This window comes from Paenibacillus phyllosphaerae (assembly GCF_014192105.1).
Classification (GTDB): Bacteria; Bacillota; Bacilli; order Paenibacillales; family Paenibacillaceae; genus Paenibacillus_Z; species Paenibacillus_Z phyllosphaerae.
On record NZ_JACHXK010000021.1, the window covers coordinates 90121 to 115270 of the forward strand.

A 25150-nucleotide genomic window follows, 5' to 3' on the forward strand; every position below is an offset into this window, starting at 1 on the left:
GGCGCGAAGTGAATCGTTGTTCGCGGCGGCTTCGCCTGGCGTAGTCGCTACGATTTGTATCATTTTCGAAATTAGTCATTATTTTACGAGGAGGAATTAAAGTATGGGTACAAGATCTGCATCCGTCCGTCGAACGATGGTTGCTTCCATATTGTCCTTGTCCATGGCATTCTCGCTGGTCGTCCAGCCGACTCCCGGGCATGCCGCGTCTTCGGACAGCCTGCCGGCCCGTCAGGCCGAGTATCTGAACCGCGGTCTGGTCGCGGTCCTGACCGATAACGGCGTCTTCTTGAGCTGGCGCTACCTGAATACGGATTCGGACAACATCGCATTCAACGTCTATAAGAACGGATATAAGGTGAATGCGGCGCCGATCAGCGACGCGACGAACTACATAGACACGACGGGGGCCGATAGTTCTCAGTATCAAATTTCCGCCATCGTGAACGGCAAAGAAGAGATGCAGCGGGAGACCGTCTCCGTCTGGCATAACGATTACTTGCCGATCCCGCTGGATAAGCCGGCCGACGGCCGGACGAAGGACGGCGGCAACTACTCCTACACCGCAAGCGACGCGTCCGTGGCGGACGTGGACGGCGACGGCGAATATGAGATCGTCTTCCTGTGGAATCCGACCAACGCGAAGGACAATTCGCAAGCCGGCTATACGGGCAATGTCTATATGGATGCCGTGGAACTGGATGGAACGAAGCTGTGGCGCATCGACCTCGGCGTGAACATCCGTGCCGGCGCGCACTATTCGCCGTTCATGGTGTACGACTTCGATGGCAACGGCACAGCCGAAGTCGTCGTCAAGACGGCGGACGGCACGAAAGACGGCAAAGGCACCGTCATCGGCGACGGGTCGAAGGATTATCGCAACGAAGGCGGGTACATCTTGTCGGGACCGGAGTATCTGACGCTGTTCGACGGCGCAACCGGCGCGGCCCTCACCACCGTGGATTACGTTCCGCCAAGAGGTAATGTAGGCGACTGGGGCGATACTTACGGCAACCGCGTGGATCGTTTCCTGGGGGCCGTCGCTTATCTCGACGGGGTGCACCCAAGCGTGGTCATGACCCGCGGTTACTACACGCGTACCGTGCTCGCTGCTTACGATTATGTCGGCGGTAAGCTGGTGCAGCGCTGGGTGTTCGATTCGAACGAAGCGGGCAAACAGTACGAAGGGCAAGGCAACCATGGTCTGAGCGTACTGGACGTGGACGCGGACGGCAAAGACGAGATTATGTTCGGCGCCCTGGCTATCAATGACGACGGCACATTGCTGTACGGCACCGGGCTTGGCCACGGCGACGCTATGCATGCAGGCGTGCTGGATCCGAGCAAGGACGGCTACCAAGTTGTGAGCGTGCATGAACATACCAACGCCGAATACGGGCTCGAGATGCGCGATGCGGCAACGGGCGAGATTCTGTGGGGCGAATATACCGGCATCGACACGGGCCGAGGCATGTCGGCGGATATCGATCCGAACTATCCGGGCTATGAATCGTGGGCTACCACCATCGTCGATGGGCAGATGGTTCCGGTAACCAATGCGCATGCAGCCAACGGAGATATTATCTACACCAAGGAAGAAGCGCCGAAGAGCGCCAACTTCGCGATCTATTGGGACGGCGATCTTGGCCGCGAGCTGTTCGACCATGTGTGGGACAACAGCACGGGCAAAGGCGTTCCGGTCATTTATAAGTGGGACTACGAGAACAAGAAACTGAACGAAATTTTCAGGGCGGCAGGCTCGCTGACCAACAACAGCACCAAGGGCAACCCGGCGATTCAGGCGGATATCCTCGGCGACTGGCGGGAGGAAGTGCTGTTGCGGAGCGAAGACAGCACGGAATATCGGCTGTATACGACGACCATCCCGAGTTCGTACCGGATTCCGGCGCTGATGCAGGATCCTGTCTACCGCTTGGGCGTAGCTTGGCAGAACGCAGGGTACAATCAGCCACCGCACACGGGATTCCATATCGGCTACGGCGAGACGGAGTTCCCGCAGGCGAATATTGCGCTTACGGGCAGCGCGGAAGCGCCGCAGCCGGTGTATCAATTTGACTTTGGCACGGAAACTGCAACAGGTGCAACCGCTGTGCAGGATACGCAATACACGGCAGGCACAGGCTACGGATTCGAGGCTACGAGCGGAATTACTGTGGGCACAAGCACGGTTTCCTTGCCGGCAGATGCCAAATTCGCGGTAGACTTGCCGAACGCCAACTATAAGGTAACGCTGAAACTTGGCGCCGAAACGCAAGACTCCAATGTGGGCGTCAAATCCGAGTTCGTTCAGAAGTTGGCGGTAACGAATGTGCAACAAGGCGAGCCGCTGACGTATTCCTATGACGTCGCGCTTGTCGACGGTCAGCTGGAATTCATTTTCTCCGGCACCGCGATCAACGTGCAGGAGATTACGATCGAGAAGTACGCGGACCAAGCAGCCGGCGCTTCGACGACGATCTACATGGCCGGCGATTCGACCATGCAATCGTACAGCGCTATCCAAGCTCCGCAGGAAGGCTGGGGCCAGCAATTCGGACGTAATTTCGCGCAGGGCGTCGTAGTCGAGAACAACTCGATCGGCGGCCGCAGCAGCAAGTCGTTCATGGTCGACGGCCGCTTGGATACGATCTTGCGCGAGATTAAGCCGGGCGATTACTTCTTCATCTCCTTCGGACACAACGATGCGAGCGCGGGCATTCCGGAGCGTTATGCGTCTCCAGCGGACTACAAAACGTACTTGGCCCGCTATGTGAACGGCGCCAGACAGCGCGGCGCAACGCCGGTCCTGCTTACGCCGGTAGGCCGCAGAGATTTCAATAACGTTACCCAAGAGTTCAACGTCAGCTTCCCGGAATACGTGCAAGCGGCCAAGGAAGTGGCGTCGGAACTTGATGTGAAGCTGATCGATCTGAGCCAGCTGAGCATTGCCCATTACAACAAGATCGGACTCGCGGCTTCGGAGAAGCTGTTCCTGTACGCCAATCCGGGCGAGTACCCGAAATATCCGAACGGCGTGAACGATAACACGCACTTCAGCGGTTACGGCGCGCAAGTGATCGCCGGTCTGGTCGCGGGCGCGGTTAAGGAAATGAACCTCGGCCTCTCGCCATTCGTGATCGATCCGGATGTGGCCGAACCGGAGCCAGAGCCGGAGATCCAGCTCTATGAAGAGAACTTCGAAGGCGACCCGGCCGCCATCCAATACGCCATGGTGAATTCGACCGGCATCGCGGGAACGATGACGGGAACGGTCGTGGAAGGCAACGGCGGCAAGGTGCTGAACGTGGTCGGTTCCGGTTCCGGCAACCGTGCCAAGACATTCCGGCTGTTCGATGCGGTGAACGGCGATATCGTCAACGTGAACTTCGATTGGAACGCGGGCAATGTAGGCGCTTCCCCGTCGGAAGGCCATCTGTCGCTGCAAGACGCGAACGAGAACCTGATTCTGACGCTGTACACGACGAGCGGCACGAATACGCCGATCGGCTATTTCGCGGGCCATTACACGCCTGACTACAGCACGGGCAACACGACTCTTCCTGGCGGCATTGCTACGACTCTGACGAAGAACCAGTGGGTCAATGTGGATGCGACGATTAATTTCGCGGAGAAAACGATCGATCTGACCCTAACGAGCAAAGCGGATCCTGCCGTCACGCAGACGATCGAAGATATCCCGATGAGCGCAGGTACGGCCTATGCGGATAACGTAAGGGCGATGCGTTTCCTCGGTACGAGAAAAGGCGGCGGCGGCACCCTCAACTGGACCACTCAGATCGACAACGTACGGATCGAAGGCTCGATGCTTGCGCCGACGTCCGGCGATCAGACCGCATTGATCGCGCTGCGCGATGAGGTGAAGGCATTGGATCTGTCCGGTTACACGGAACAATCCGTAGCGGTGTTGAACAAAGCTCTCGCAGCTGCCGAGGCAATCATCGGCACGGAAGCAACGCAAGCTCAGGTCGATCATGCGCTTCATGCGCTGAAGGTAGCGAAGGAATCGCTGACCAGCGAACCGGCCGGCGACATTAGCGCCTACCAGTTCGACTTTGGCCCCGGCAGCGCGGCCGAAGGATATACGCAGGTTAACGCAACACGCGCTTACGTGGAAGGCAACGGCTATGGTTTCGCCGATACTGCCCTCGTGCAAGACGAGAACCGCAATACCGGTAATGCGCTGACGGAGGATTTCACCCGCGTGAACGGCACTTCCTTCCTCGCGGAGATGAAGCCGTCCAATTACCGCGTCACGATGACGATCGGCGATGCCACGGAAAGCACGAATGTCGGCGTGACGGTGGAACAAATGGCCAAAGTGCCGGTCACGACAGTGCCGGCTGGCGAATTCAAGGAATTCACGTATGACATCGCGCTTATCGACGGCGTATTCAACTTCGAATTCACGGGCAACACGCCGAAGATCAATGCGCTGAAGATCGAACGTCTGGCGGAGAACGGCACGGGCGACAAGCCGGTCATTTACCTGGCGAGCGATTCCACGGTGGCCAACTACGCGGAGAGCTACCGTCCGCAAGCCGGATGGGGCGAGCCGCTCGGCGGCTTCTTCGATCAAGAGCAAGTGACGGTCGATAACCGCGCTGTCGGCGGACTCAGCAGTAAGACGTTCCTCGTCGGCGGTTACTTGAACGATCTGCTGCTCGACATTCATGCAGGCGATTACCTGTTCATGCAATGGTCGCACAACGACTCGACGCCATCGCGTCCGGAGCGTTATCTGACGCCGGAGCAATTCAAGGTTTATCTGAAGACGTACATCGACGGCGCCGTGCAACGCGGAGCGACCCCGGTTCTCGTTACGCCGGTGAACCGTCGCGACTTTACGGATGAGACGCTCAATAAGAGCTTCCCTGAATATGTAGCGGCGATGAAAGCCGTTGCGCAAGAAACCGGCACGCTGCTGATCGATCTGAATCAGATGAGCTGGGAGTATTTCCAGGAGCTCGGTACGGAAGGAACCAAAGGCATCTTCATGTGGGTCGGCACGACGGAAGACAACACGCATCTGCAGATGAACGGCGCTACGAAGGTAGCGGAGATGGTAGCGAAGCTGGTGAGAGAGCTGAACATTCCGCTTTCTTCCGCGGTCACGCTGGACGGAGAGCTGTACGGCTCGCTTACGGGCAGTTCGGCTAGCGTAGTCGGCGGCGCGCCATTCTCAACGGACTACAAACTTCGCAACGTTGAAGAAGCGATCTACGCGCAAGATATTATCGTCAACTACGATGCGGAGCAAGTGGAATTCATCTCGGCGGAATCGCTGGCGGAAGGCTTCCAACTGCTGAACGTTGACGCTGACACGCCAGGTCGCGTCCACATGATCGCGGCTTCTACAGGCGAGAGCAACGCGATCGCCGAAGATACGACGCTCATCAAGCTGAACTGGAAGGCAATAGCAGTCAGCGAGACGGCTTCTACGGCCATCTCGGTTACCAACACGACGGCGAATGGCACTGGTGCGGAGAAGCAAGTCGCCGCAGCAACGGCAGCCGTGCAGATCCGCGCGATTGCGGACAAAACAGCGCTCGAGTCGCTGGTCGCAAGCGCTCAAGATCAGTACGACACAGCCCAAGTCGGCACGAAGCCAGGCCAATATTCGCAGCAAGCCAAGGATACGTTCGGCGCGGCGATTGCAGCGGCAACGGCGGTTGCGGAAGACGAATCCGCAACGAACGCACAAGTTGCGCAGGCGGTCGAAACGCTGACAGCGGCGATGAATGCCTTCGCGGCATCCGTCAACGTTGCGCAGCCTGGCGATACGAACGGCGACGGCGCGTACACGATCGGCGACCTCGGCATTGTTGCCGCGGCTTACGGCAAGACGTCCGAAGATCCGCAGTGGAACGCGGTCTACAAGAAGTACGATTTGGACAACGACAACACGATTGATCTGGACGATCTCGTTATCGTCGCTCGCGGTATTCTGACGACGCCATAGAAGTTGCAGCACGAAGAGGGAGGCTAACCAGCCTCCCTTTCCGCATTTTAACAGGATGTCCGAGCCCCATAACGGCAAAAAAAACCAGACCGTATTGGTCTGGTTTTTCGCTGTCATTATTGCTGTTGGTTCGACGAGCGGTTAGCGGATTGCTGCTGCTCGAATACCTCTGCCGCTTCTTCGGCGGAGAATTCCGTATCGTTTTGTCCCGGAACAGGAATTTCATAGATTCGCAACCAGTGGAAGAACGGTTCCCCAATATAAGCGGATCCCAGTCCAAAGATGAGAGCTTTCACAAAAGGATTCCAATGAGGCTTGATCTGCAGCAAAAATAGAATGGTCACGGGCATTAACGTTAAATCCCAAGGAACATAGGTGGGCAGGAGCGGGATAACATGAAACCGATAGTGCCATAATCCAAGCTGATCGCCGATGACATCCAGCACAATGGAGAGCGTTGACACATACAGACTAACAAATAATAATCGGCACGTGCTTTGTTTCGGTCTTGTCCAATACCAGATCACCCATGGCACAATGGTTAAGGCGACTCCAAACCACCATAAGTCGGTGAAGATAACGTAATCATGCCAGATTTGTATTTTTTCGCGAATGGTCTCGTAGGTCCGTTCGATATTTTCATCCATTAATTTAATGGCGGTTTCTTTTTTATCCAATCGGAATCACCTTCCTGGATATTAATGTTCTCCAATATGAGGTGAGGTAAACTTCCGGCTGATGGACAAAACGGTAAGCTATTAGTTCTTGTAAAGACAGCAAACCCGGCAGATGGTGCACGAATCTGCCGGGTTTCTTATTGCCGTTATTCCGCAGCAGCAACCCAATGGCCCGGCCGCGCTTCGATGAACCGGGAGCGTTCCAGCCCGTAAGGATCAGCGGCATCCGCCTCTGTACGGATTGGCGCGCTTTTGCGTGATTCGACGGCCGGATCCGGTACGGGGATGGCCGACAACAGCGATTGCGTGTAAGGATGGATCGGATTGGCGTATAGCTCCTCGCTCTCCGCAAGCTCCACGATCTTGCCTTTATACATGACGGCAACGCGGTCGCTGATATGCTTCACCATGGACAGATCATGCGCGATGAACAGATAGGTTAACCCGAGTCGCTGTTGGAGTTCTTCGAGCAACTTCACGATCTGCGCCTGGATGGAGACATCGAGCGCAGACAGCGGCTCATCGCAGACGATGAATTCCGGCGATACGGCTAGCGTCCGGGCGATGCCGATCCGTTGACGCTGACCGCCGGAGAACTCATGCGGGTAACGCTGAGCATGGGAAGCTTGAAGCCCGACCATCTCGAGCAGTTCCTCGACCCGTTTCTGCCGTTCTTTCTTCCCTTTGTGCAGCCCATGCACGTCGAGCGTCTCGCCGATCAGATCGGCAACCCGTAGCCGCGGATTCAAGGACGCATACGGATCTTGGAAGATGATGCCCATATGCCGCCGCATCGTCTTCATCTCCGTCCGGTTCAACCCTTGAAGCGGAATGCCCCGGAACAGCACCTCCCCGCCGGTCGCCTCATGGAGCCTCAGAATCGTCCGGCCCGTCGTCGACTTGCCGCTGCCCGACTCGCCGACGACGCCGAGCGTCTCGCCAGCTTCGATATGGAAGCTGATGTCATTGACGGCTTTGACGGTCTGGCCTTTGCCAAGGTCGAAATGCTGGCGCAGCGAACGGACTTCAAGCAGCGGCACATCATCGGCAGGACGGGCGATGACCGGCAGCGGCTTCGGTTTCTTCGGTTCGTCGAGTCTCGGCAGCGCCTGGAGCAGTTTCTTCGTATAGGGATGCTTCGGATCGGCGAAGATCTGCTCAGTCGTGCCGCTCTCCACGATCTCGCCATCCTTCATGACCACGACACGGTCGCACATGCCGGCCACGACGCCCAGGTCATGCGTAATGAGGATGACCGCGGTGCCGAGCTGCCGCTGGATCGTCTTCAGCTCATGCAGAATCTGCGCTTGAATCGTCACGTCCAGCGAAGTGGTCGGTTCGTCGGCAATAAGCAGCGACGGGCGGCAGGCGAGCGCGATGGCAATCATGACCCGCTGGCGCATCCCGCCCGAGAACTCATGGGGATATTGCTCGTAGCGGGCCTCGCTATTCGGAATGCCGACCATGTCCAGCAGCGCGATGGCTTCCTTCCTGGCTTCTGATCCGCTTAGCTTCCGGTGCTTGTTCAAGCTCTCTTCGATCTGCCTGCCGATGCGCATCGTCGGATTGAGCGAGGACATCGGGTCCTGGAAGATCATCCCGATCTCCTTGCCGCGGATATGCTCCATCTCCGCATCCGTCTTATCCGCCAGGTTCTCGCCTTGGAAGAGAACTTGGCCGCCTTTCACGATCGAAGGAGGGGATGGAAGGAGACGCATAATCGTGCGGGCCGTTACGCTCTTGCCGCTCCCGGACTCCCCGACGATGCCGATCGTCTCGCCGCGGTTAACCTCGAAACTGACGTTCCGAACCGCCTCGACTTCCTGATCGCGCGTGAAGAAGGATACCGAAAGATTATGTACCTGCAATAGTTGGGTCATGATTTCACCTGTACCTTTATATGAGTTTACAAATAATTACAATAAAACATAGGTAATTCGTGAATTTATCCATAGATATAAGAGAAATAGGCAAGGATTAATCGATTAACAAGAAATTATTGACTTTCCACTGAACTAAAATATACTATATCTATCGGAATAGTTCAATTAAAGACTGCGAAAGGGAGCGAATGTCCTTGGTAGAGTATGTTACGGCACCAAGCCGCCGCGGAATCGCGCAGCCGCTAACCGCCGTTTTTCGCAAAATGCTCCGCCATCCTGTCTATCGGTATCTTCTCTTCCTGTCCGGCGCGCCGATCACGCTCATCGTGCTCGTCTGTTATCAGTACCGCAGATCAAAGCTTGGGTATCGGACCATCGCGGCCGAAGTCGAGAACGAACTGCGGCAATCGGGAGATTACGAGTCATTGGCGGCAGAAGTTCGCCAACAACAGCAGCGCAAGCATCGGTTCTTCGGCAGACAGCCGGATGAGAAGCAGCTGGAGAGGGAAGTCGCGCATCTTGCAAGTTTGAAGTTCAACGCGCGCGTGAAGGAACGGATCGAACGGAATATCGCGGAGAGAGGACGGAAGATTACGTTCGAGGACACGTACCGTCAGTTGATCGAGAGTCCTCTTCTATTCTTGCTGTCGCTCTTGCTCGGATGGCCGATGTATATCCTGATGGGGATTTACGCCAATCCGTATTTGAAATACATAGCGGAACGGCTTGTGATGGCGATCTTCGTCATCTTCGGAGTCGCGTTCCTTGTATTCACGCTTCTATACTTATCGCCGATGAATCCGGCGGCCAACTTGCTGGGAGAGACGGCGACGGATGAGCAGATCGCCTCATTCAACCGGCTGTACGGTTTGGATCAGCCTTATCTCGTTCAGCTGTGGGACTCGCTGAAAGGGATTCTCACCTTTGACTTAGGCAAATCGTTCGCGGGCAACGAGCAGGTAACCGAAGCCATTGCGGGCAAATTCCCCGTCACGTTGACGCTGACGGTCGTGTCTACCCTTATTGCCGTGCTGATCGCGCTGCCGATCGGCATTATTTCCGCGACGCGGCCGAATTCGTTCTTCGATTACACGTTCATGTTCATCGCGCTGCTGGGACTGTCGATTCCGAACTTCTGGCAGGGATTGATTTTTATCCTGAATTTCTCGATCAAGCAATCCTGGCTGCCGGCCACCTATAATCCGGAGAACTGGTTGTCCGCCGTTATGCCGATCGTCGTTCTGGGAACAGGACTGACCGCCGCCGTAGCCCGCATGACGCGTTCATCCACGCTCGAGGTCATCCATGAGGATTACATCACGACGGCGAAGGCCAAAGGGCTCAGCAGACGGACGGTGCTGTGGCGGCATGCGGTCGGCAATGCGCTCATTCCGATCGTAACGGTGATCGGCTTGCAGTTCGGCGGGATGCTCGGCGGGGCCGCGGTCACGGAGAAAGTGTTCAATATTAGCGGGATCGGCAGCTATATCGTAGATAAACAAATCATTCCGGATATCCCGAGCATTATGGGCGGGGTTGTCTATACGGCGATCACGATCTCCGTGGTGAATGTGCTGGTCGATCTGCTCTATGCGTTCCTTGACCCGAGAATCCGCTCCAAGATGAAACAATACTGATGCAGGAGCTGTCCTATGAAGCCTATTATTACTGATCAACAACGGCAGTTCCGGTTAAAGTCCGCGCCGGAGTACAGCCAGGCGAGCTTCGCCTGGATCGTCTCCATCGCGCTGTCGCTCTTGCTGCTGCTTGGCGGTTACCGGTCCGAGACAGGGGATTTCTCGCCGGTTCTTCTGACCTTGAGCGGCGCTTATCTCGTATTTGCCTTGCTGCAGCTTGCGGTATGGGCGCGGATACGCCTGGATCTGATTCGCGACGGTTCGATTCGGGGCGGAACGAGGGTGCTGGGTTACGGACTGATGCTCAGCTTGCTGAGCGGCAACGTCTTCATCGCTACTGCCGCATTTCAGCTCGTGCGGGCAAAGAAGAATGCGGCGTACACGCTCGCCGTCTATACGCTGCTTACCACGTTATTGGTATTTGCCGTATCCGCGCTTAATCTCTACAAGCCTTATGTAGCCAATTCGTTCCTGACGGGGATGGCCTTGCTGCTGGTCGCGGCGGTCATCCAGCTCGGAGCGCTGCTGTTCCTGGCGAAGGTCGCGGATCGCTCCGTACTGCCGCGTTCCACGGCGATTATCGCCGTCATCCTGATCTTGACGGCGTTGACCGGCAATGTGTTCGCGCTCTTGCTCGGACTGCTGCTGATTGCCAGGCTGCGCGATGGAGGCGGCAGCGCCGGCTCCAAGACCGGGCAGGTGATCGACCGGTTGTCGAGAAGCTCCACTTCGATGCTCGGACTGCTGTTCATCCTCTTCCTGTTCGCCTTGTCGGTGACCAGTTACTGGACCTTCGATTACAGCCTTGCCATCGAGAACAACTACAGCGCGATTCTGCAGCCGCCGAGCCTTGCTTATCCGCTCGGTACCGACAACTTCGGCCGGGATCTGTTCTCCCGGATCGTGTTCGGCGCGCGGATCTCGCTCATCGTCGGGCTGTTGTCGACGATTATCCCGGTGGTAATCGGGGGATTGCTCGGGGCGTTATCGGGGTACTACGGAAGGCATACCGACAACATCATCATGCGTGCGCTCGACATCCTCTACGCAATCCCGGGCATTCTGCTCGCGATCGCGATTATCGCGGCGTTCGGGGCAAGCACGGTGAATCTCGTGATTGCGCTAAGCGTTGGCGCGATTCCGACCTATGCCAGGACGATGCGCGCGAACGTGATGCTGGTGTCTACGCTCGAGTACGTCCAGGCCGCCCGCGCGATCGGCTCCAGCGATTGGGTGATCCTAACGAAACATGTCGTGCCCAACTCCCTTGCCCCGATGATCGTCAAGTCATCGCTTACGATCGGCACGGCCGTCATCTCGACGAGCAGCCTCAGCTATCTCGGTCTCGGCGTTGAGCCGCATATCCCGGAGTGGGGCAATATACTCAAGCTCGGCAGCGCCTATCTGGAGACGCACGCCTATACGGCGATTTATCCGGGTATCGCGATCATCGCGCTTGTGCTCGCCTTCAACTTCCTGGGCGACGGCTTGCGCGACGCTATGGATCCGAAGCTGGATTAAAGGCGCTAGCCCAATCACTTACGTGTGAAACCCATTCATATTCTGTCGGCTTCCGACGTTACGAAACAGGAATGAACGATTGATGAGTGTGAGTTTATATATTGATTTTGTACTTATATGGAGGGGAAAGCATGAACAAGAAAGGGAAATTCGCGGCCTTGCTGCTCATCAGTTTGACGATGGTGCTAAGCGGCTGCAAAGTAACGACCAAGAATGAGGCTGCCGAGGCGCCTGCGAACACGTCGAACACGGCGAATACGCAGCAGACCGAGACGGCGGACGACGGCTCGCTGGTCGATATCGAGCTGCTCGGCATGAGCTCCGGCGAAGCGGATCTGAACATTATCCGCGACCAGCTGACGAAGAACGGTTTCAACGTTAAGCTCAACATTCAAGCCGATTACGGCAGCTTCAAATCGCAGCAGGACGCAGGCAACTTCGACATCGCCCTGTCCAGCTGGACGACGGTAACCGGCAATCCCGACTATGCGGTGCGCTCCCTGTTCAAGACAGGCGGAGATTACAGCATTCTCGCCGATTCCGAGATCGACAAGCTGATCGACACGGCGTCGACGCAGACGCCTGAACAGTATGTCGACACGTACAAACAGTTCGAACAGCAACTCGTATTCGACAAAGCGTACATCGTGCCGCTCTACAACTCGCTTAAGGCGCAGGCGCTTAATCAAGACGTGTTGAAGCAAGAATCCGTTCGTCTGTCCAAGTCGCGTTCGCTCGTATGGGAAGACATCGACTTCAAGGATGAGTCCAAGCGCGCCACGGATTCGCTCGTGCTGCAATCGACCATGCCGACGTTAACGTCGCTTGACCCGATCAAAGGCAACGACGGCTCCATCAATATGATTAACACCAACATGTACGTCCGCTTGCTCAACCTGACGGACGACGACAAGCTGACAGCCGATGGCTCGCTGTCGTATAATTTCGCGATCGACGGCAGCAATTCGGAATACTACTTCGTCCTTCGCGACGACATCAATTTCGCTCAGATCAAAGACAAGAAGGCTGTCGATACAAGGCAGCGCGTCGGCGCAGAGGACGTCATCTTCTCCCTGAACCGCGCCAAGGACAAGAACTCCGTGCCGGACCATCGTACCTTCACGCTTCACGAGCATATCAAGACCGTCGAAGCCGTAACGGATCTGGCAGCGCTCGAATCGGCTAAGCTAGCCAGCGGCGAGACCGTAAAGACCGCGCTGGAAGCCGGGTTGGAGAACAAAATCACGGGTCTTACGGCCGACAAAACGAAAGCCGACCATAAGTCCGGCAACTATCAAGTCATCAAGCTGACGACGACCGAGCCGTTCCCGCAAGTGCTGAACTACCTGGCGCACCAATCGGCAGGCATCGTATCCAAGAAGCAAGTCGAGAGCATCAACACCTATGACGTGGCCAAATTCGACGTTAACAAGGATATCCCTTACGGCGACCAGAACACGGTTACGGAAGGCGCGCAATACAACAATACGCTGTTCGCAAGCGGCCCTTATATCCTGTCTTACAAGAACGATTACGAAGCGATTTTCTACAAGAACCCGGGTTATCTGAAAGGCACCGACCACGAACCGAAGATCGAGAACATCAAGATCCGCTTCATCAAAGATGCCGACAGCGCGCTGGCAGCGCTGCGCAGCGGCGAGATCCACGTCTACTACGGCGTGACCGAAACCAAGTTCGACGTCGTCAAAGGCGACAGCAAGCTATCGCTGCAAACGATGCCGAGCAACGGAGTCTCCTACCTGCTGTTCAATACGAAGAACCGTCCTGTAGCGGAGAGCGCCGATCTGCGTAAAGCCGTGCTCTATTCGATCAATCAAGACGAAATTCTGGCGTACTACAACGGTAACAAAATCAAGGCGGTATCGACGGTCAGCCCGCTCGTTCAGACAGGGCTTGAACTGAAGAGCGATCCGGCCAAAGCGAAGGAATTCCTGGCGGCTTATAAAGCAGCCAAGTAAAACGGCGAAGGAGGAGGGGAAGCATGACCGACACGTTCCATCCGGCTCCGGCCAAATTGTCGCAATGGGATGCGCTCAGCCTGGAGTCGCTGCGCCGTCACGGCTGGTCGAATGAAGAACTGATCCGCCGCGTCGAGTCTGGCGAACTGCCGGAAGATGACAGCAAATTCCGGTTCACGTATGTGGATCTGGTTACATTAGCGCGTGAACAAAGCGAGATCTTCACTCAAGCGGTCACGCAAGGGTATCAGATCAAATTCAGTACCTTGGGAGGCAGCCGCAGTTGGTTATTCCTCGTCTTGAACCGCGAGGCGGAGCTCATCTCCGAACCTGGCCAAGAGGCCGTTCAAGCCTCGCTTACGGAAGCGGAGGCCGAGCGACTCGCGTCCGTCTTATCGTTCGGCTGGACGGTAAAGCTGCAGGATGAAGCGGTGGACGCCGACGGAAGAGCGGTGTACCGCGTCGTCCCGGTCGAACGAGGTCCTCTCGCCGTCTAAGACTAGCCTAACGAAGAACGCCATCCGTTCCTGTAGAGGAGCGGATGGCGTTTTTTTGGGCTTATTGGCCGGTTTATTGCAAGGAAGGATGCCCCTCACGAATGACCGCAATCATCCGGAGCAGCTCCGGCATATGCTTGTGCTTGCCCGGGTAAGCGATGAACAAGTCGTTACGGACTTCCAAGCCGTCGAATACGATCTGAATGCCGGGCTCTCGAGCATGAAGCATGTATGTCGGCACGATGCTGATGCCGAGCCCCATCCCGACCGATTTCATGATCGCGTGCAAGTTCGGGATGACATGCAGCGGCTTGATCAGGGGACGGCGCTTGAAGTGTTCCCGCCACAGCCGTCTAATGATCGGCAGTTCCAGTCCATAGGAGATCCACTGTTGCGAGGACAGCCATTCTTCCTTTTCCTTTAGGCTGGCCAGATCGGGAACGGCGAGCCGCTCCGGCGCGATGATTTCGAACGACTCTTCCGCGAGCTTCTCGTGTTCGATGCCGGGCACCGCGTATTTCTTGGACGTGACGATGAGGTCGACTTGGTCTTCCTTCAACAGCGCGATCAATTGGTCGGCCGTTCCGAAATAGGAGACGGTACTTAAGTTCGCTTGCGCAAGCTTAGGCAACAGCAGCTCGTGAAAATATTCGAGCGACCATCCCATTCGAATCACGCTCGTGCTGGGAAGCGATGCCGACTTGAGGCCGGCCGTCTCTTCTTCCAACGACTCGACCAGAGGTGCGAGACGGGAATAGAGTTCCTTGCCTCGCTCGGTGGCGACGAGTTTCCGGGACACGCGGGCGAATAGCGGCTCGCCGACTTCGGCCTCGAGCGCGGCGAGATGCTGGCTCATCGCGGGCTGCGTCATCATTCTCGTCTTAGCCGCCTCGGATACGGAATGGTGTTTGTAGATGGCGATGAAACTCCGGTACCATTCGAAATCGACCATAACTGTCTTCAGCTCCTCTTCAATGTGCAGGTTAAATTATAAAAATATTTATGATCTAGCGCAATTTATATAATTATCTTTATCTATAATGCGCGAGTATACTAACCTGGTAACCACATTACAAACCGAGGAGCGGAAGAGAAATGAAACATATACTGATCGTCGTCACGTCAGCCCATCGCATGAACGCAAACAAAGAGACAGGCCTATGGCTGTCGGAGTTCGCAGAGCCTTATATCGAATTTACCAAAGCGGGCTATGCCGTCACGATAGCGAGTCCTCTCGGCGGCAAGACGCCAGTTGATCCGAGCAGCTTGAGCGCTGATCTGGAAGCAGAGATTCTCGATGCGCGGCAGTACCTGGAGAACACCGTGCCGCTAAGCGTTGTGAACGCGGCGGATTACGATGCGATTCTGTTGCCGGGCGGTCACGGCACGATGTTCGATTTGCCGGATAACGAGACGCTGCAAGGGCTCTTGCGCGCCATCTATGAGAACGACAAAATCGTTGCCGCCGTCTGCCATGGACCTGCGGGCCTTGTAGAGGCAAAATTGTCGGATGGCCGCTTCCTGGTTGAGGGCAAGCGACTCACCGCATTCACCGATTCGGAAGAACATGCGGCAGGTCTGGCGGCCGATATGCCGTTCCTGCTCGAGAGCAGACTGCGTGCAGCAGGCGCCAACTTCGTGACGGCGCCGGACTGGTCCGATCACGTGGAGGTAGACGGGAACCTGATTACCGGCCAGAATCCGCAATCGACGCTCCAAGTCGCCAAAGCGGTCATCGCAAAGCTTCAATAATTCGCTTAGGAAGCGCAAGACGTATGCTTCCGGCCTCCCTAAGATATAGCTGATCTACCAGCGCTCAACATTGGCGGTCCATGTTGAGCGTTTTTTTGCATATGAGCGTGGTCTGCCTACAATTAATCCTAAAGATGATACTTATAGTCCGTCGACTTTGGCATGGGTTTCCATATAACATGGAGATATCGGTAGGAGTTACATGGAAGAAGGATGTTGCCTGATGAGCGTATTAGATGATTTCGGCTTGCGGCTGAAGGAGCTGCGGCTTCGCCTCCAGATGTCGCAAGATATGCTGGCCGTTCGTTCCGGGTTGGACCGGACCTATATCGGCGGCGTGGAGCGGGGCGAACGCAATATTTCGCTTAAGAATATCGAGCTGCTCTGTAACACGCTCGATATCGATATTAGTTACTTTTTCGACCACGAACGCTTCTCACTGCATTCGACGCATCTGAAGAATGAGCTGGGACGGCCGTTTGCGGAGCGCTTTAATTACCGGGTAACGCCGGAAGATCATCTCATTGCCTGGCAAGTGAACGGCCCCATCTCCTTAGATGAGATCAATCGGATCACCGCGGATCTCAAATCCGCCTGTCTGCAGCTGGCCCCCGGAAAAGTGAAGCTCTTGATCGATAACCGGAACATGATGGTAAGAGGGCAGCCCATCGTTTTTCAACACGAAGTTACGGAGAGATGGGAAGAGCTGCAGCGTTGGTTCCTGCCGCATTGCGAGCAAGTGGTCGTGCTGTGCAACAGCAAGCTGATGCAGAACCAGATGAACCGAATGGCCGGTCGAAGCGGGCTCATTGCCGTGCAGAAGTGCCTGTTCGTCCAAGGGGAAGCGTGGCTGTCCGAGGAACTTGACCCGCGCAGCTTGTTCGGGCAACAGCAGCATGATTTTGCGTGATTGAAATTTGAAATTTGCAGCAAGGCTAGCAAAAGAAAGGAGAATAACATGGATACCGTAGTAGCAACGAATCCGCCCCAAGGACCCAAAGGCTCCTGGTTGAGCGGCAATCTGATGGACTATCGGAAGGATCCGCTCGGATTCCTGGTCGATCTGCAGAAGAATTATGGAGGGGCGGCGAAGATCCGATTCGGACCCCAGACGATGTACGTCATCTATGACCCCGCATTGTTGAAAGAAGTACTGCTCACCAAGCAGGAGCATTTCGTTAAGCTCAAAGCATTCCAGGAAGCGAGACTCTTCGTCGGCGACGGCGTGGCGACGAGCCATGGCGAGAAGCATAAGCGGGTGAGACGCTTGATCCAGCCGCATTTTACGAAAGCGCATATTCAGAAGTATGCCCTGCAGATGGTACACATCGTAGAGCGCGAACTGCGCACCTGGAAGATCGGCGAACGCCGCGACCTGACCGAAGATATCTCGAACATCACGTTCGCCATCATTGCCAAGACGCTCTTCAGCCTGGAGGGCGATGGGTATGCCCGTGCCATCCGCGAGCCGTATGAACTCATTAACCGCATGTGCGCCGAACGGATGCGCCTCCTCGTCTCTATGCCCCTGTTCATCCCCACTGCCAAGAACCAGGCCTACAAGTCGGCCCTTCACGCGCTTGACCAAGGCGTCTATGACATTATTAAGCAGCGTCGAGCCCATCCCGAGCAAGAGGAAGGCGATCTATTATCCGTCCTGATGGAGGCTAGGAACGACCAAGGCGAGGGCATGACGGATCAAGAGCTTCGCGACGAGCTGATGATCATGTTTATTGCCGGACATGAGACGTCGGCGAACGCTTTATCCTGGGCTTTCTCGTTCATTATGCAGCAGCCGGAAGTCGAGCGGAAACTTTATGAGGAGTGGGATCGGGTACTCCAAGGCGCACCCCCGACGGCAGCAACCTATATGCAGCTCACTTACACCCAGAACGTTCTGTGGGAGGCGATGAGGCTGCGTTCCCCAAGCTTCTTCACCGGCCGTTCGGCCACCCGTGACGTCCAGATCGGTTCGATTCAAGTCAAGAAAGGCCAATCCGTGCTATTCAGCCCCTTCGCGATTCACCACAACGAAACGTATTTCCCCGATCCGTTAACATTCCAGCCGGAAAGATTCGAGAATGATCTGCTCAAAAACATCCCTCAATTCGCTTATATTCCATTCGGCGGAGGGCCGCGTGGCTGCGTCGGCAACCACTTCGCCATGCTGGAGATGGTCATCGCCCTATGCATGATCGGTCAGCAATATCGCCTTCGGCTTACACCCGGACACCCGCCGATCGAGATGGAACCGCTCATGACCTTACGTCCCAAGAACGGCATCCAGGTCGTCGTTGACCCGAGATAACGTTAAAGCCGGCCTGCCGGCGCAAGTAACGAGCACATGATCGCGACGACGCCGGCAAGGACGCTTATGCTAGACTAGCAATTATGAAAGAGGGCTGATGGCCCTCTTTTTTGCGCTTCGATGGCGAGATTATGCTAATTTATGACGGTATAATCGAGGTGCGCCGTTCCTTGTCCCCGATATAATCAAGGCATGCGATCTACCATATGGGAGGGAACAACGTGTTAAGAAGAAGGACATGGTCAGGCTTGATGGTGAGCGTCATACTCGGAGGCGTTCTCGCGGGATGCAGCGGCGGGAACGGGAATACCCCGGCAACCAATAACGGCAATGCGACGGAGGCGAACGGCGGATCTTCATCCGGCGAAAATATGCAACCGCTTACACTTAGTTTCTATAGCGAAGATCCGAATCCGAACTGGTCCAATATGGAAGATGAGGTCGGACAGGTCATTACCGAGAAGACCGGAATTACGCTCGACGCCGAGTTCGCGGTAGGCGATCCTGTCCAGAAGTCGGCCTTGATTGCCGCAAGCGGCGATTATCCCGATCTCATCAGCGCGAAAGGCAGCATCAACAAATTCGTCGATGCGGGAGCGGTGCTCGACCTGACCGAGCTGATCGACGAGCATGCGCCTAACATCAAGAAGCTGTACGGCGAAGAGCTGAAGCGCGCCCGCTACAGCAGCGAAGATCCGGCGATCTATGCGCTGCCGACCTATTCGGGCGTCGGCCATACAAGCTTCAACGCGGGCGGGGGATTCGAGCTGCAGCATCGCGTCGTGAAGGAGCTTGGTTACCCGGAGATCCGCACGGTGAAGGACTTCGAGAATGCGATCAAGACTTATCTCGAGAAGCACAAGGCGGACGAGAACGGGGTTCCGAACATCGGATTAACCCTTAACGCGGACGACTGGCGGATGTATATCTCCGTGACGGATCCGGCTCCGATGGCGACAGGCGCTCCGGGGGACGGGGAATACTTCATCGACTTCGAAACGCAGGATGTGACGTACCATTTCCGCCGCCCGGTAGAGAAAGAGTACTTCCGCTGGCTGAACCATATGAACGCCGAAGGGTTGCTCGACCGGGAGAGTTTCGTTCAGAAATATGATCAATACAAAGCGAAAGTCGCTTCCGGCCGCGTACTCGGTCTCATCGACCAGGATTGGAACTACGGCGACGGCGAGAAAGCGCTCAAGGCCGAAGGCAAATTCGACCAAGGGTACGGCCACTATCCGGTGACCTTGTCGGAGGAATATAAAGATACGAGCTTCTGGCCGACGGGATTCCTCGGCGGCTACGGGATCGCCATCTCGGCCACGAATCCGGATCCGGTGCGCACGATTCAATTCCTGGATTATCTCGCCTCCGACGAAGGTCAGGTGCTGATGAACTGGGGGATTGAGGGCAAGCATTACGAGGTCGTAGACGGCAAACGCACGATCCCGCAAGAGGTGAATGACCGCAAGATCAATGACGCCGCCTCCTTCCAGAAGCAGACCGGCATCGGGCATTACCTGAACTTGGCGCCTCACTACGGGGACGGCGTGAAGGATCCGAGCGGCAACTACTACACGACCCAATTCCCCGAGCAGATCGTGAAGGACTTCAACGAGGTCGAGAAGGAAGTGCTGACCGCCTACAAGGCGACGACTTGGAAGGATCTGTTCCCTAAAGAAGATGAGTTCCCTGTCCGTCCATGGGGCGCGGCCTGGAATATTCCGGTGCCGGGTGACAGCGAGATCGTAATCCTGGACGAGAAGCTAAAGACGATCACATGGAAACGAATTCCGGAAGTCATTCTGTCCAATCCGGCCGACTTCGATAAGCTGTGGGCCGATTATATGGCGGAGCTTGAGGATGCGGGCGTCGAGAAAGCGGAAGAGCTGCGCAAGGAGCTCGTCCAAGAACGCGTCGAAATGTGGAAATAAGCAGGATTGGCGAAGAGGGCCTGATCAGATCGGTCCCTCGCTTTGTCCGCTGCTCTTACGCAAAGTTCGCGGGGATACGCCATACGACTTCGTGAATTGGCGCGTAAAGTAGTTGCTGTCGTTGAACCCGCACTCATAAGACACTTGGGTGACCGGCAAGCTCGTCTGCTTGAGCAGATTATAGGCACGCTCCAGTCGAAGGCGCTGCAAGTATGCGATCGGCGTCGTCTCGTAATAGGATCGGAAGATCCGATTGAGATGCCTCGCCGATATATTGGCATGATCCGCGATCTCTTGGAGGGTCAGTGGCTCGAGATAATGATCTTCCATGTAGGAGATGGCGCTCGCGACGTGGTGCAGGTTGCTCGGATTGGCTTCTTGGTGCAGGTCGAATTGGCGGGACAAATAAACGACGAGTCCGATGAACTGCGACAGCAGCATCGTCTGGTAGCCTTGCGCCTGATTCTCATATTCCTCGACCATCGCAGCGATCAGGGGGCTGATGGACTCGAGACTCGGTACCGGTAGACTGAGCTTATTCCTATACGGATGAATGCTGCGGTAGTAGGGCTCCAGGATGAACAGCGTCTGATAGCCGCTGGACGTCCGAAGATCCGGTCCGGCATATTGCAGCATTTCGGACCGGTACATGATGTTGCATATTTTGAAATTGGCAGGATCTTTGTAGGCATGCGGCGTCGTGCCGTTGATGACGAAGACGTCTCCCTTCTTGATGAAAGAAGCGTCGGTATTCACGATATGCGTAGCATTCCCGCTGAGCACGATAACAAGCTCGGAGAAGTCGGCATGCCGATGCAGCTCGGTGTCTTCCTCATGTCCGCCATATTGAATGAAGAACGGCGTCTGGTCATCGTTTGTGAACCACCTTAAGAATACATTGGTCAAGCGTTTCCACTCCCGCAATCTTAGTGATAACTCTATCATCCTATCTCGGGAGACGATATTCAAGGCAGGAAGGGCAATTCGACAGGAAACTTAGCAAGAAATTGAACTTTACCATAGTGAGGAGTAACGTCCATGGAATATCGCAATCCGGTCATTAGCGGGTTTCATCCCGATCCGAGCTTGTGCAGAGTAGGCGACGACTATTATTTGGTGACGAGCTCGTTCGAATATTATCCGGGCGTGCCCTTGTTCCACAGCAAGGATCTGGTGCATTGGGAGCAGATCGGCCACTGCCTAACCCGTCAGGAGCAGCTCGATCTGAGCAAGGCTTGGAGCTCGGGCGGCATCTATGCGCCTACGATCCGGTATCATCAGGGAACGTTCTATATGACGACGACGAACGTGTCCAGCGGCGGGAATCTGATCGTATCGGCCACAGATCCGCGGGGAGAATGGTCGGATCCCATCTGGGTGGACCAACCCGGCATCGACCCCGATCTTTTCTTCGACGAAGACGGGACGGTCTATTATTCAACCTCGTGGGATGGCGAGGGGCAGGGCATCTACCAGAGCCGCATTGATCTCGCAACAGGCAAGCGGCTGTCGGACATTAAGCTGCTGTGGCGAGGGTCAGGAGGGCAATTCCCGGAAGCGCCGCACCTCTACCGCATCGGCGATTGGTATTACCTGCTCATTGCGGAGGGCGGAACGGAGTATGGGCATATGGTGACGATAGCCAGGAGCGAGCGTCCCGACGGTCCGTTCGAGAGCTGCCCGTCCAATCCGATCCTGACGCATCGGAGTCTGCGGAAGCCGATTCACGCAACGGGTCACGCGGACTTCGTCCAGACGCAAGATGGTGAATGGTGGGCCGTATTCTTGGGCATCCGCCCGGCAGGCTATCCGATGCGCCATCACCTGGGCAGAGAGACATTCCTTGCGCCGGTTGCCTGGACAGAGGATGGATGGCCGATCATTGGCGACAACGGCACGGTCGACGAAGTCATGCCCGCAGGTAATCTGGCGTTACAACCGCTGCCTGCCCCAGCTGTGAGGGATCATTTTGAAGGGGAAGCCTTAACGCCGTCTTGGGTATTCCTGCGAACGCCGGTCAGCGAGAACTGGTCGTTAACCGAGCAGCCGAGTTCCCTGACGCTCCATGGCTCGCCATTAACGTTGAACGATGCCGGAGCTTTGACGTTCGTCGGCCGAAGACAGCAGCATTTCGCATGCAGCGTCTCCGTGCAGTTGAACTTCTCCCCGCAGCAAGACGGGGAAGAAGCGGGATTGACCGTCTACATGAATGAGCGGTTCCATTACGAGATCGCGCTGACTCGCGCAGGCGGCGAATCCAAGGTCATTTTCCGCAGAAGGGTCGGCAGCCTGTGGAAAGTCGAGCAGGAAGCGCCATGGGAGGCGGAGTCGATCATCTTCACGATCGAGGCGGATCAAGAGCATTACGGCTTCGGGTTCGCGGCCGATGAGCAGCAAGAAATCCGCTGGTTGGGCCAAGGGGAATGCTCGCTGCTGGCGACGGAGGTAGCCGGCGGGTTTACCGGCGTGATGATGGCGATGTACGCGACGGGCAATGGCGTGCAATCGCAAACTCCGGCGCATTTCGACTGGTTCGATTACGAAGTTGCGGAGTAAATCGTTACATGGCGAATAAGGGCAAGACCGAATATCTCGGTTTTGCCCTTATTTGTCGTGAGGCGGAGGGATTTCACCGCGTGTTACGGCGTCATCCCAACTTCATTCATCTGCGTTAGCGCTGATTGTTGTTCCATCAACTCGCTAGGAAACGTAATGGAGGCTACCGTGCCCGATGCGTTGGACCGGATATTCAGCTCTCCGCCCATCTCCAGGATGATTTGTTTGGAGATGAACAGCCCTAATCCATTACCGGATTGCTTCGTCGTGAAGAAGGGAGTGAATAGTTTGTACATGATATCATCCGGAATGCCCGGTCCCGAATCCTGCACGAAGATCGTCAGCGTCTTGTTGTCTTGGCTTAACCCCAAGACCAGCGTTCCTCCGTTATCCATCGCTTCGATGCTATTCTTGCATAGATTAAGGACGACTTGTTTCAAGAGGGCCATGTTGGCTTTGATCGACTTTTCCGCCGTAACGCCATATGTATCCAGCTGGATGTTTTTGAGATTGGTATCGACTTGAATGAGCGGCATCAAATCTTTGAACAACTTCGTCAAGCTGATCGATTCCATGCTGCTCTCCTTCGGTTTGCGCAGCCACAGCATCTCGCTGACCAGATCGTTGATGCGGGCGAGCTCCGTCAAGATCAGGCTCACGTATTTTTGTTCCTTCTCGATGCCATGCTTCTGCAGCGTCTCCCCGAGCAGCTGCACGAATCCGCGTACGCCTGTCAGCGGGTTGCGAATCTCGTGCGCCACCCCTACGGCCAGTTCGCCGATCGCGGCGTTCAGTTCGGACAACCGCAGCATTTTCTCCATGCTTTTGCGTTCGGAGACGTCGACGGCGGAGGCAATGATCCCGCTCACGTGTCCATGGCTGTAATAAGGGGTAAGCGTCTTGAACAAGCTTTTGCCGCAGAGCTCGATCTCGAAGCTGACCGTCTCGCCGCTCAAGGCGCGTTCGAAGTATTGCCCTTCGGTATCATATAGATTCGGGAAAATCTCGCGGACGGTCTTCCCGTAGCTATTGGCGGTCGTATAGCCGATTTCTTCGGCGATTTTACCCTCGGCCAACACGTAATAGAACTCGCCGTCTTCCCGTTTCTTCATCTGGACCAAGAAGCCGTTCACGGAACGGACGGTCTGCAGCAGCTCGTCCTTCATTTCGTCGTAATCGTTGCGGTCCAATGCTTTCACGAGGGTAATGTCTCTGCCGGCAATGAGAATGCAAGGCGTGTTGAAGATCTGGATCAGCTCGAAATTCAGCAGGCAGGTCAGCGTTCTGCCGCTCTTATCCAGAATATCCAGCTCCAAATCTTCGACGATTCCATGCGTCGATAACTGGTTCTTGAAATTCTCGCGAATCTCCGTATTGGCCCATACTCCGAGTTTGAATACATCCAACTCGAGCATCTGTTCCTTCGTATAGCCAAGCCGCTGAAGCGCCGAATTGTTGGCGTAGATGAATTCGCCTTCTTTGAACGTGGTGATGCAGACGAATTCCGATTTGATGTTCAGAATACGGTTCAGCATTAATTGGGTGATCTCCATATTTCTCTCTACCAAAAGTTCATGCTCAAACCGAGCGCTAAGTGAGTTCATGCCTGCCCCCTATGTTCACTGACTACGGGTATGTTGTAGTGATTATACACCCTCCTTAATTATGGGAGTAGTGGGAATTGGTGATTTGGGGATTATTACCAGGAAAATCGACCTGCAGATGGAGTAAAGGAGAAGCTATTAAGTTGGAGCTGTATCTCAATATACTAGAAATGTTATAATTTTGAAGTGTTTAACCGGATATATGGATACTTTTATTAGGAGTGATATGGATGATTGATTGTAGTATTGCAGAGCAGTTTATGATAGATATTCGGAGCCAACTTGCACTTCCTGAGGGGATCTACAACAAGACAGGTATTCTTAAAGGGAAAGATAATTTTAGGTATCTCCACATTGCTAGAAACAACAGCCCTGTGTGGAATCTCGACGATTGCATGATGAAAGTGAGAGTCTATTGTAACCGTCCAACGTTGGCGACACGAGTGGAATTCGGTTTCCATCAAGACAAAGCAAATTTGAGTGAGATAGAGAAGGTCTATCTGCGTGGGGTATTTCATCAATATGCAAAATTGCATGGGCTAGAGGAGCATAGAAAATACGAGGATAAAGAATTCTATAATGTTTACAAAGAATTTGAAGGTGGGCCAGAAGAAGTAATGAGGCAGACGACAGCATTCTTTGAGGCTCTTTTGAAGACAGCTGAGGACTTTATCGATTCCATGCAAAAGTAGAAAGATTGAATTTAAGTAGAACCTCCAGTTTCACCTAAACGGTGAGATTGGAGGTCTTTTCTTTGACCCATTAAATGCCCCCTCCGTTACACTCGCCAACAAACGGTGGTTGTCCGAATGCCTCTCATTC

At 55.2% G+C, this 25150-nt stretch carries 16 protein-coding genes; 11 read left to right on the top strand and 5 right to left on the bottom strand.

Annotated features, from left to right (window positions below):
• Positions 1 to 103: 103 nt before the first annotated feature.
• Entirely contained in the window at positions 104 to 5980 is a 5877-nt protein-coding gene (locus tag FHS18_RS28625) for a rhamnogalacturonan lyase family protein (RefSeq protein WP_183603822.1), read from the top strand.
• Positions 5981 to 6096: 116 nt separating this feature from the next.
• On the opposite strand, the gene FHS18_RS28630 is transcribed toward FHS18_RS28625, so the two are convergent.
• Together FHS18_RS28630 and FHS18_RS28635 are read right to left on the bottom strand one after the other, a co-directional pair.
• Positions 6097 to 6657, bottom strand: coding sequence for a CBO0543 family protein (locus FHS18_RS28630; RefSeq protein ID WP_183603848.1), 561 nt, complete (start codon positions 6655 to 6657; stop codon positions 6097 to 6099).
• A gap of 146 nt (positions 6658 to 6803) precedes the next feature.
• Positions 6804 to 8537: an ABC transporter ATP-binding protein gene (locus FHS18_RS28635; RefSeq protein ID WP_183603823.1), complete on the bottom strand. Its 1734-nt coding sequence runs from the start codon at positions 8535 to 8537 to the stop codon at positions 6804 to 6806.
• Positions 8538 to 8734: 197 nt separating this feature from the next.
• Between FHS18_RS28635 and FHS18_RS28640 the strand changes: the two genes are divergently transcribed.
• The 4 genes from FHS18_RS28640 (at position 8735) to FHS18_RS28655 (ending at position 14174) form a co-directional block, all read left to right on the top strand.
• Complete coding sequence (locus FHS18_RS28640) at positions 8735 to 10177, top strand: ABC transporter permease (RefSeq protein WP_409348586.1); 1443 nt, start codon at positions 8735 to 8737, stop codon at positions 10175 to 10177.
• 15 nt (positions 10178 to 10192) lie between these two features.
• Positions 10193 to 11698 (top strand): ABC transporter permease, encoded by a 1506-nt coding sequence (locus tag FHS18_RS28645; protein WP_183603824.1) that lies wholly within the window; start codon positions 10193 to 10195, stop codon positions 11696 to 11698.
• A 131-nt stretch (positions 11699 to 11829) separates the two neighbouring features.
• Positions 11830 to 13677, top strand: a complete 1848-nt coding sequence (locus FHS18_RS28650) for an ABC transporter substrate-binding protein (RefSeq protein WP_183603825.1) — start codon at positions 11830 to 11832, stop codon at positions 13675 to 13677.
• A gap of 23 nt (positions 13678 to 13700) precedes the next feature.
• Positions 13701 to 14174 (top strand): hypothetical protein, encoded by a 474-nt coding sequence (locus FHS18_RS28655; protein ID WP_183603826.1) that lies wholly within the window; start codon positions 13701 to 13703, stop codon positions 14172 to 14174.
• 73 nt (positions 14175 to 14247) lie between these two features.
• On the opposite strand, the gene FHS18_RS28660 is transcribed toward FHS18_RS28655, so the two are convergent.
• On the bottom strand, positions 14248 to 15126 hold the full coding sequence (locus FHS18_RS28660) for a LysR family transcriptional regulator (RefSeq protein WP_183603827.1): 879 nt from the start codon (positions 15124 to 15126) through the stop codon (positions 14248 to 14250).
• A gap of 143 nt (positions 15127 to 15269) precedes the next feature.
• Between FHS18_RS28660 and FHS18_RS28665 the strand changes: the two genes are divergently transcribed.
• The 4 genes from FHS18_RS28665 (at position 15270) to FHS18_RS28680 (ending at position 20168) form a co-directional block, all read left to right on the top strand.
• Positions 15270 to 15926 carry a type 1 glutamine amidotransferase domain-containing protein gene (locus FHS18_RS28665; RefSeq protein ID WP_183603828.1) on the top strand — a complete coding sequence of 219 codons (657 nt, stop codon included), beginning with the start codon at positions 15270 to 15272 and terminating at the stop codon, positions 15924 to 15926.
• Between the two features lie 223 nt (positions 15927 to 16149).
• Positions 16150 to 16836: a helix-turn-helix domain-containing protein gene (locus FHS18_RS28670; RefSeq protein WP_183603829.1), complete on the top strand. Its 687-nt coding sequence runs from the start codon at positions 16150 to 16152 to the stop codon at positions 16834 to 16836.
• Between the two features lie 48 nt (positions 16837 to 16884).
• A complete protein-coding gene (locus tag FHS18_RS28675) occupies positions 16885 to 18234 on the top strand; it encodes a cytochrome P450 (RefSeq protein ID WP_183603830.1) in 1350 nt (449 codons plus the stop codon).
• A 251-nt stretch (positions 18235 to 18485) separates the two neighbouring features.
• Positions 18486 to 20168 carry an ABC transporter substrate-binding protein gene (locus FHS18_RS28680; protein ID WP_246427976.1) on the top strand — a complete coding sequence of 561 codons (1683 nt, stop codon included), beginning with the start codon at positions 18486 to 18488 and terminating at the stop codon, positions 20166 to 20168.
• Positions 20169 to 20192: 24 nt separating this feature from the next.
• On the opposite strand, the gene FHS18_RS28685 is transcribed toward FHS18_RS28680, so the two are convergent.
• Positions 20193 to 21074, bottom strand: coding sequence for a helix-turn-helix domain-containing protein (locus FHS18_RS28685; RefSeq protein ID WP_183603832.1), 882 nt, complete (start codon positions 21072 to 21074; stop codon positions 20193 to 20195).
• 132 nt (positions 21075 to 21206) lie between these two features.
• On the opposite strand from FHS18_RS28685, the gene FHS18_RS28690 reads away from it, so the two are divergent.
• On the top strand, positions 21207 to 22724 hold the full coding sequence (locus tag FHS18_RS28690) for a glycoside hydrolase family 43 protein (protein WP_183603833.1): 1518 nt from the start codon (positions 21207 to 21209) through the stop codon (positions 22722 to 22724).
• A gap of 83 nt (positions 22725 to 22807) precedes the next feature.
• On the opposite strand, the gene FHS18_RS28695 is transcribed toward FHS18_RS28690, so the two are convergent.
• Positions 22808 to 24259 (bottom strand): ATP-binding protein, encoded by a 1452-nt coding sequence (locus tag FHS18_RS28695; RefSeq protein WP_183603834.1) that lies wholly within the window; start codon positions 24257 to 24259, stop codon positions 22808 to 22810.
• Between the two features lie 299 nt (positions 24260 to 24558).
• Between FHS18_RS28695 and FHS18_RS28700 the strand changes: the two genes are divergently transcribed.
• Positions 24559 to 25020 carry a hypothetical protein gene (locus FHS18_RS28700; RefSeq protein WP_183603835.1) on the top strand — a complete coding sequence of 154 codons (462 nt, stop codon included), beginning with the start codon at positions 24559 to 24561 and terminating at the stop codon, positions 25018 to 25020.
• Positions 25021 to 25150: the final 130 nt, after the last annotated feature.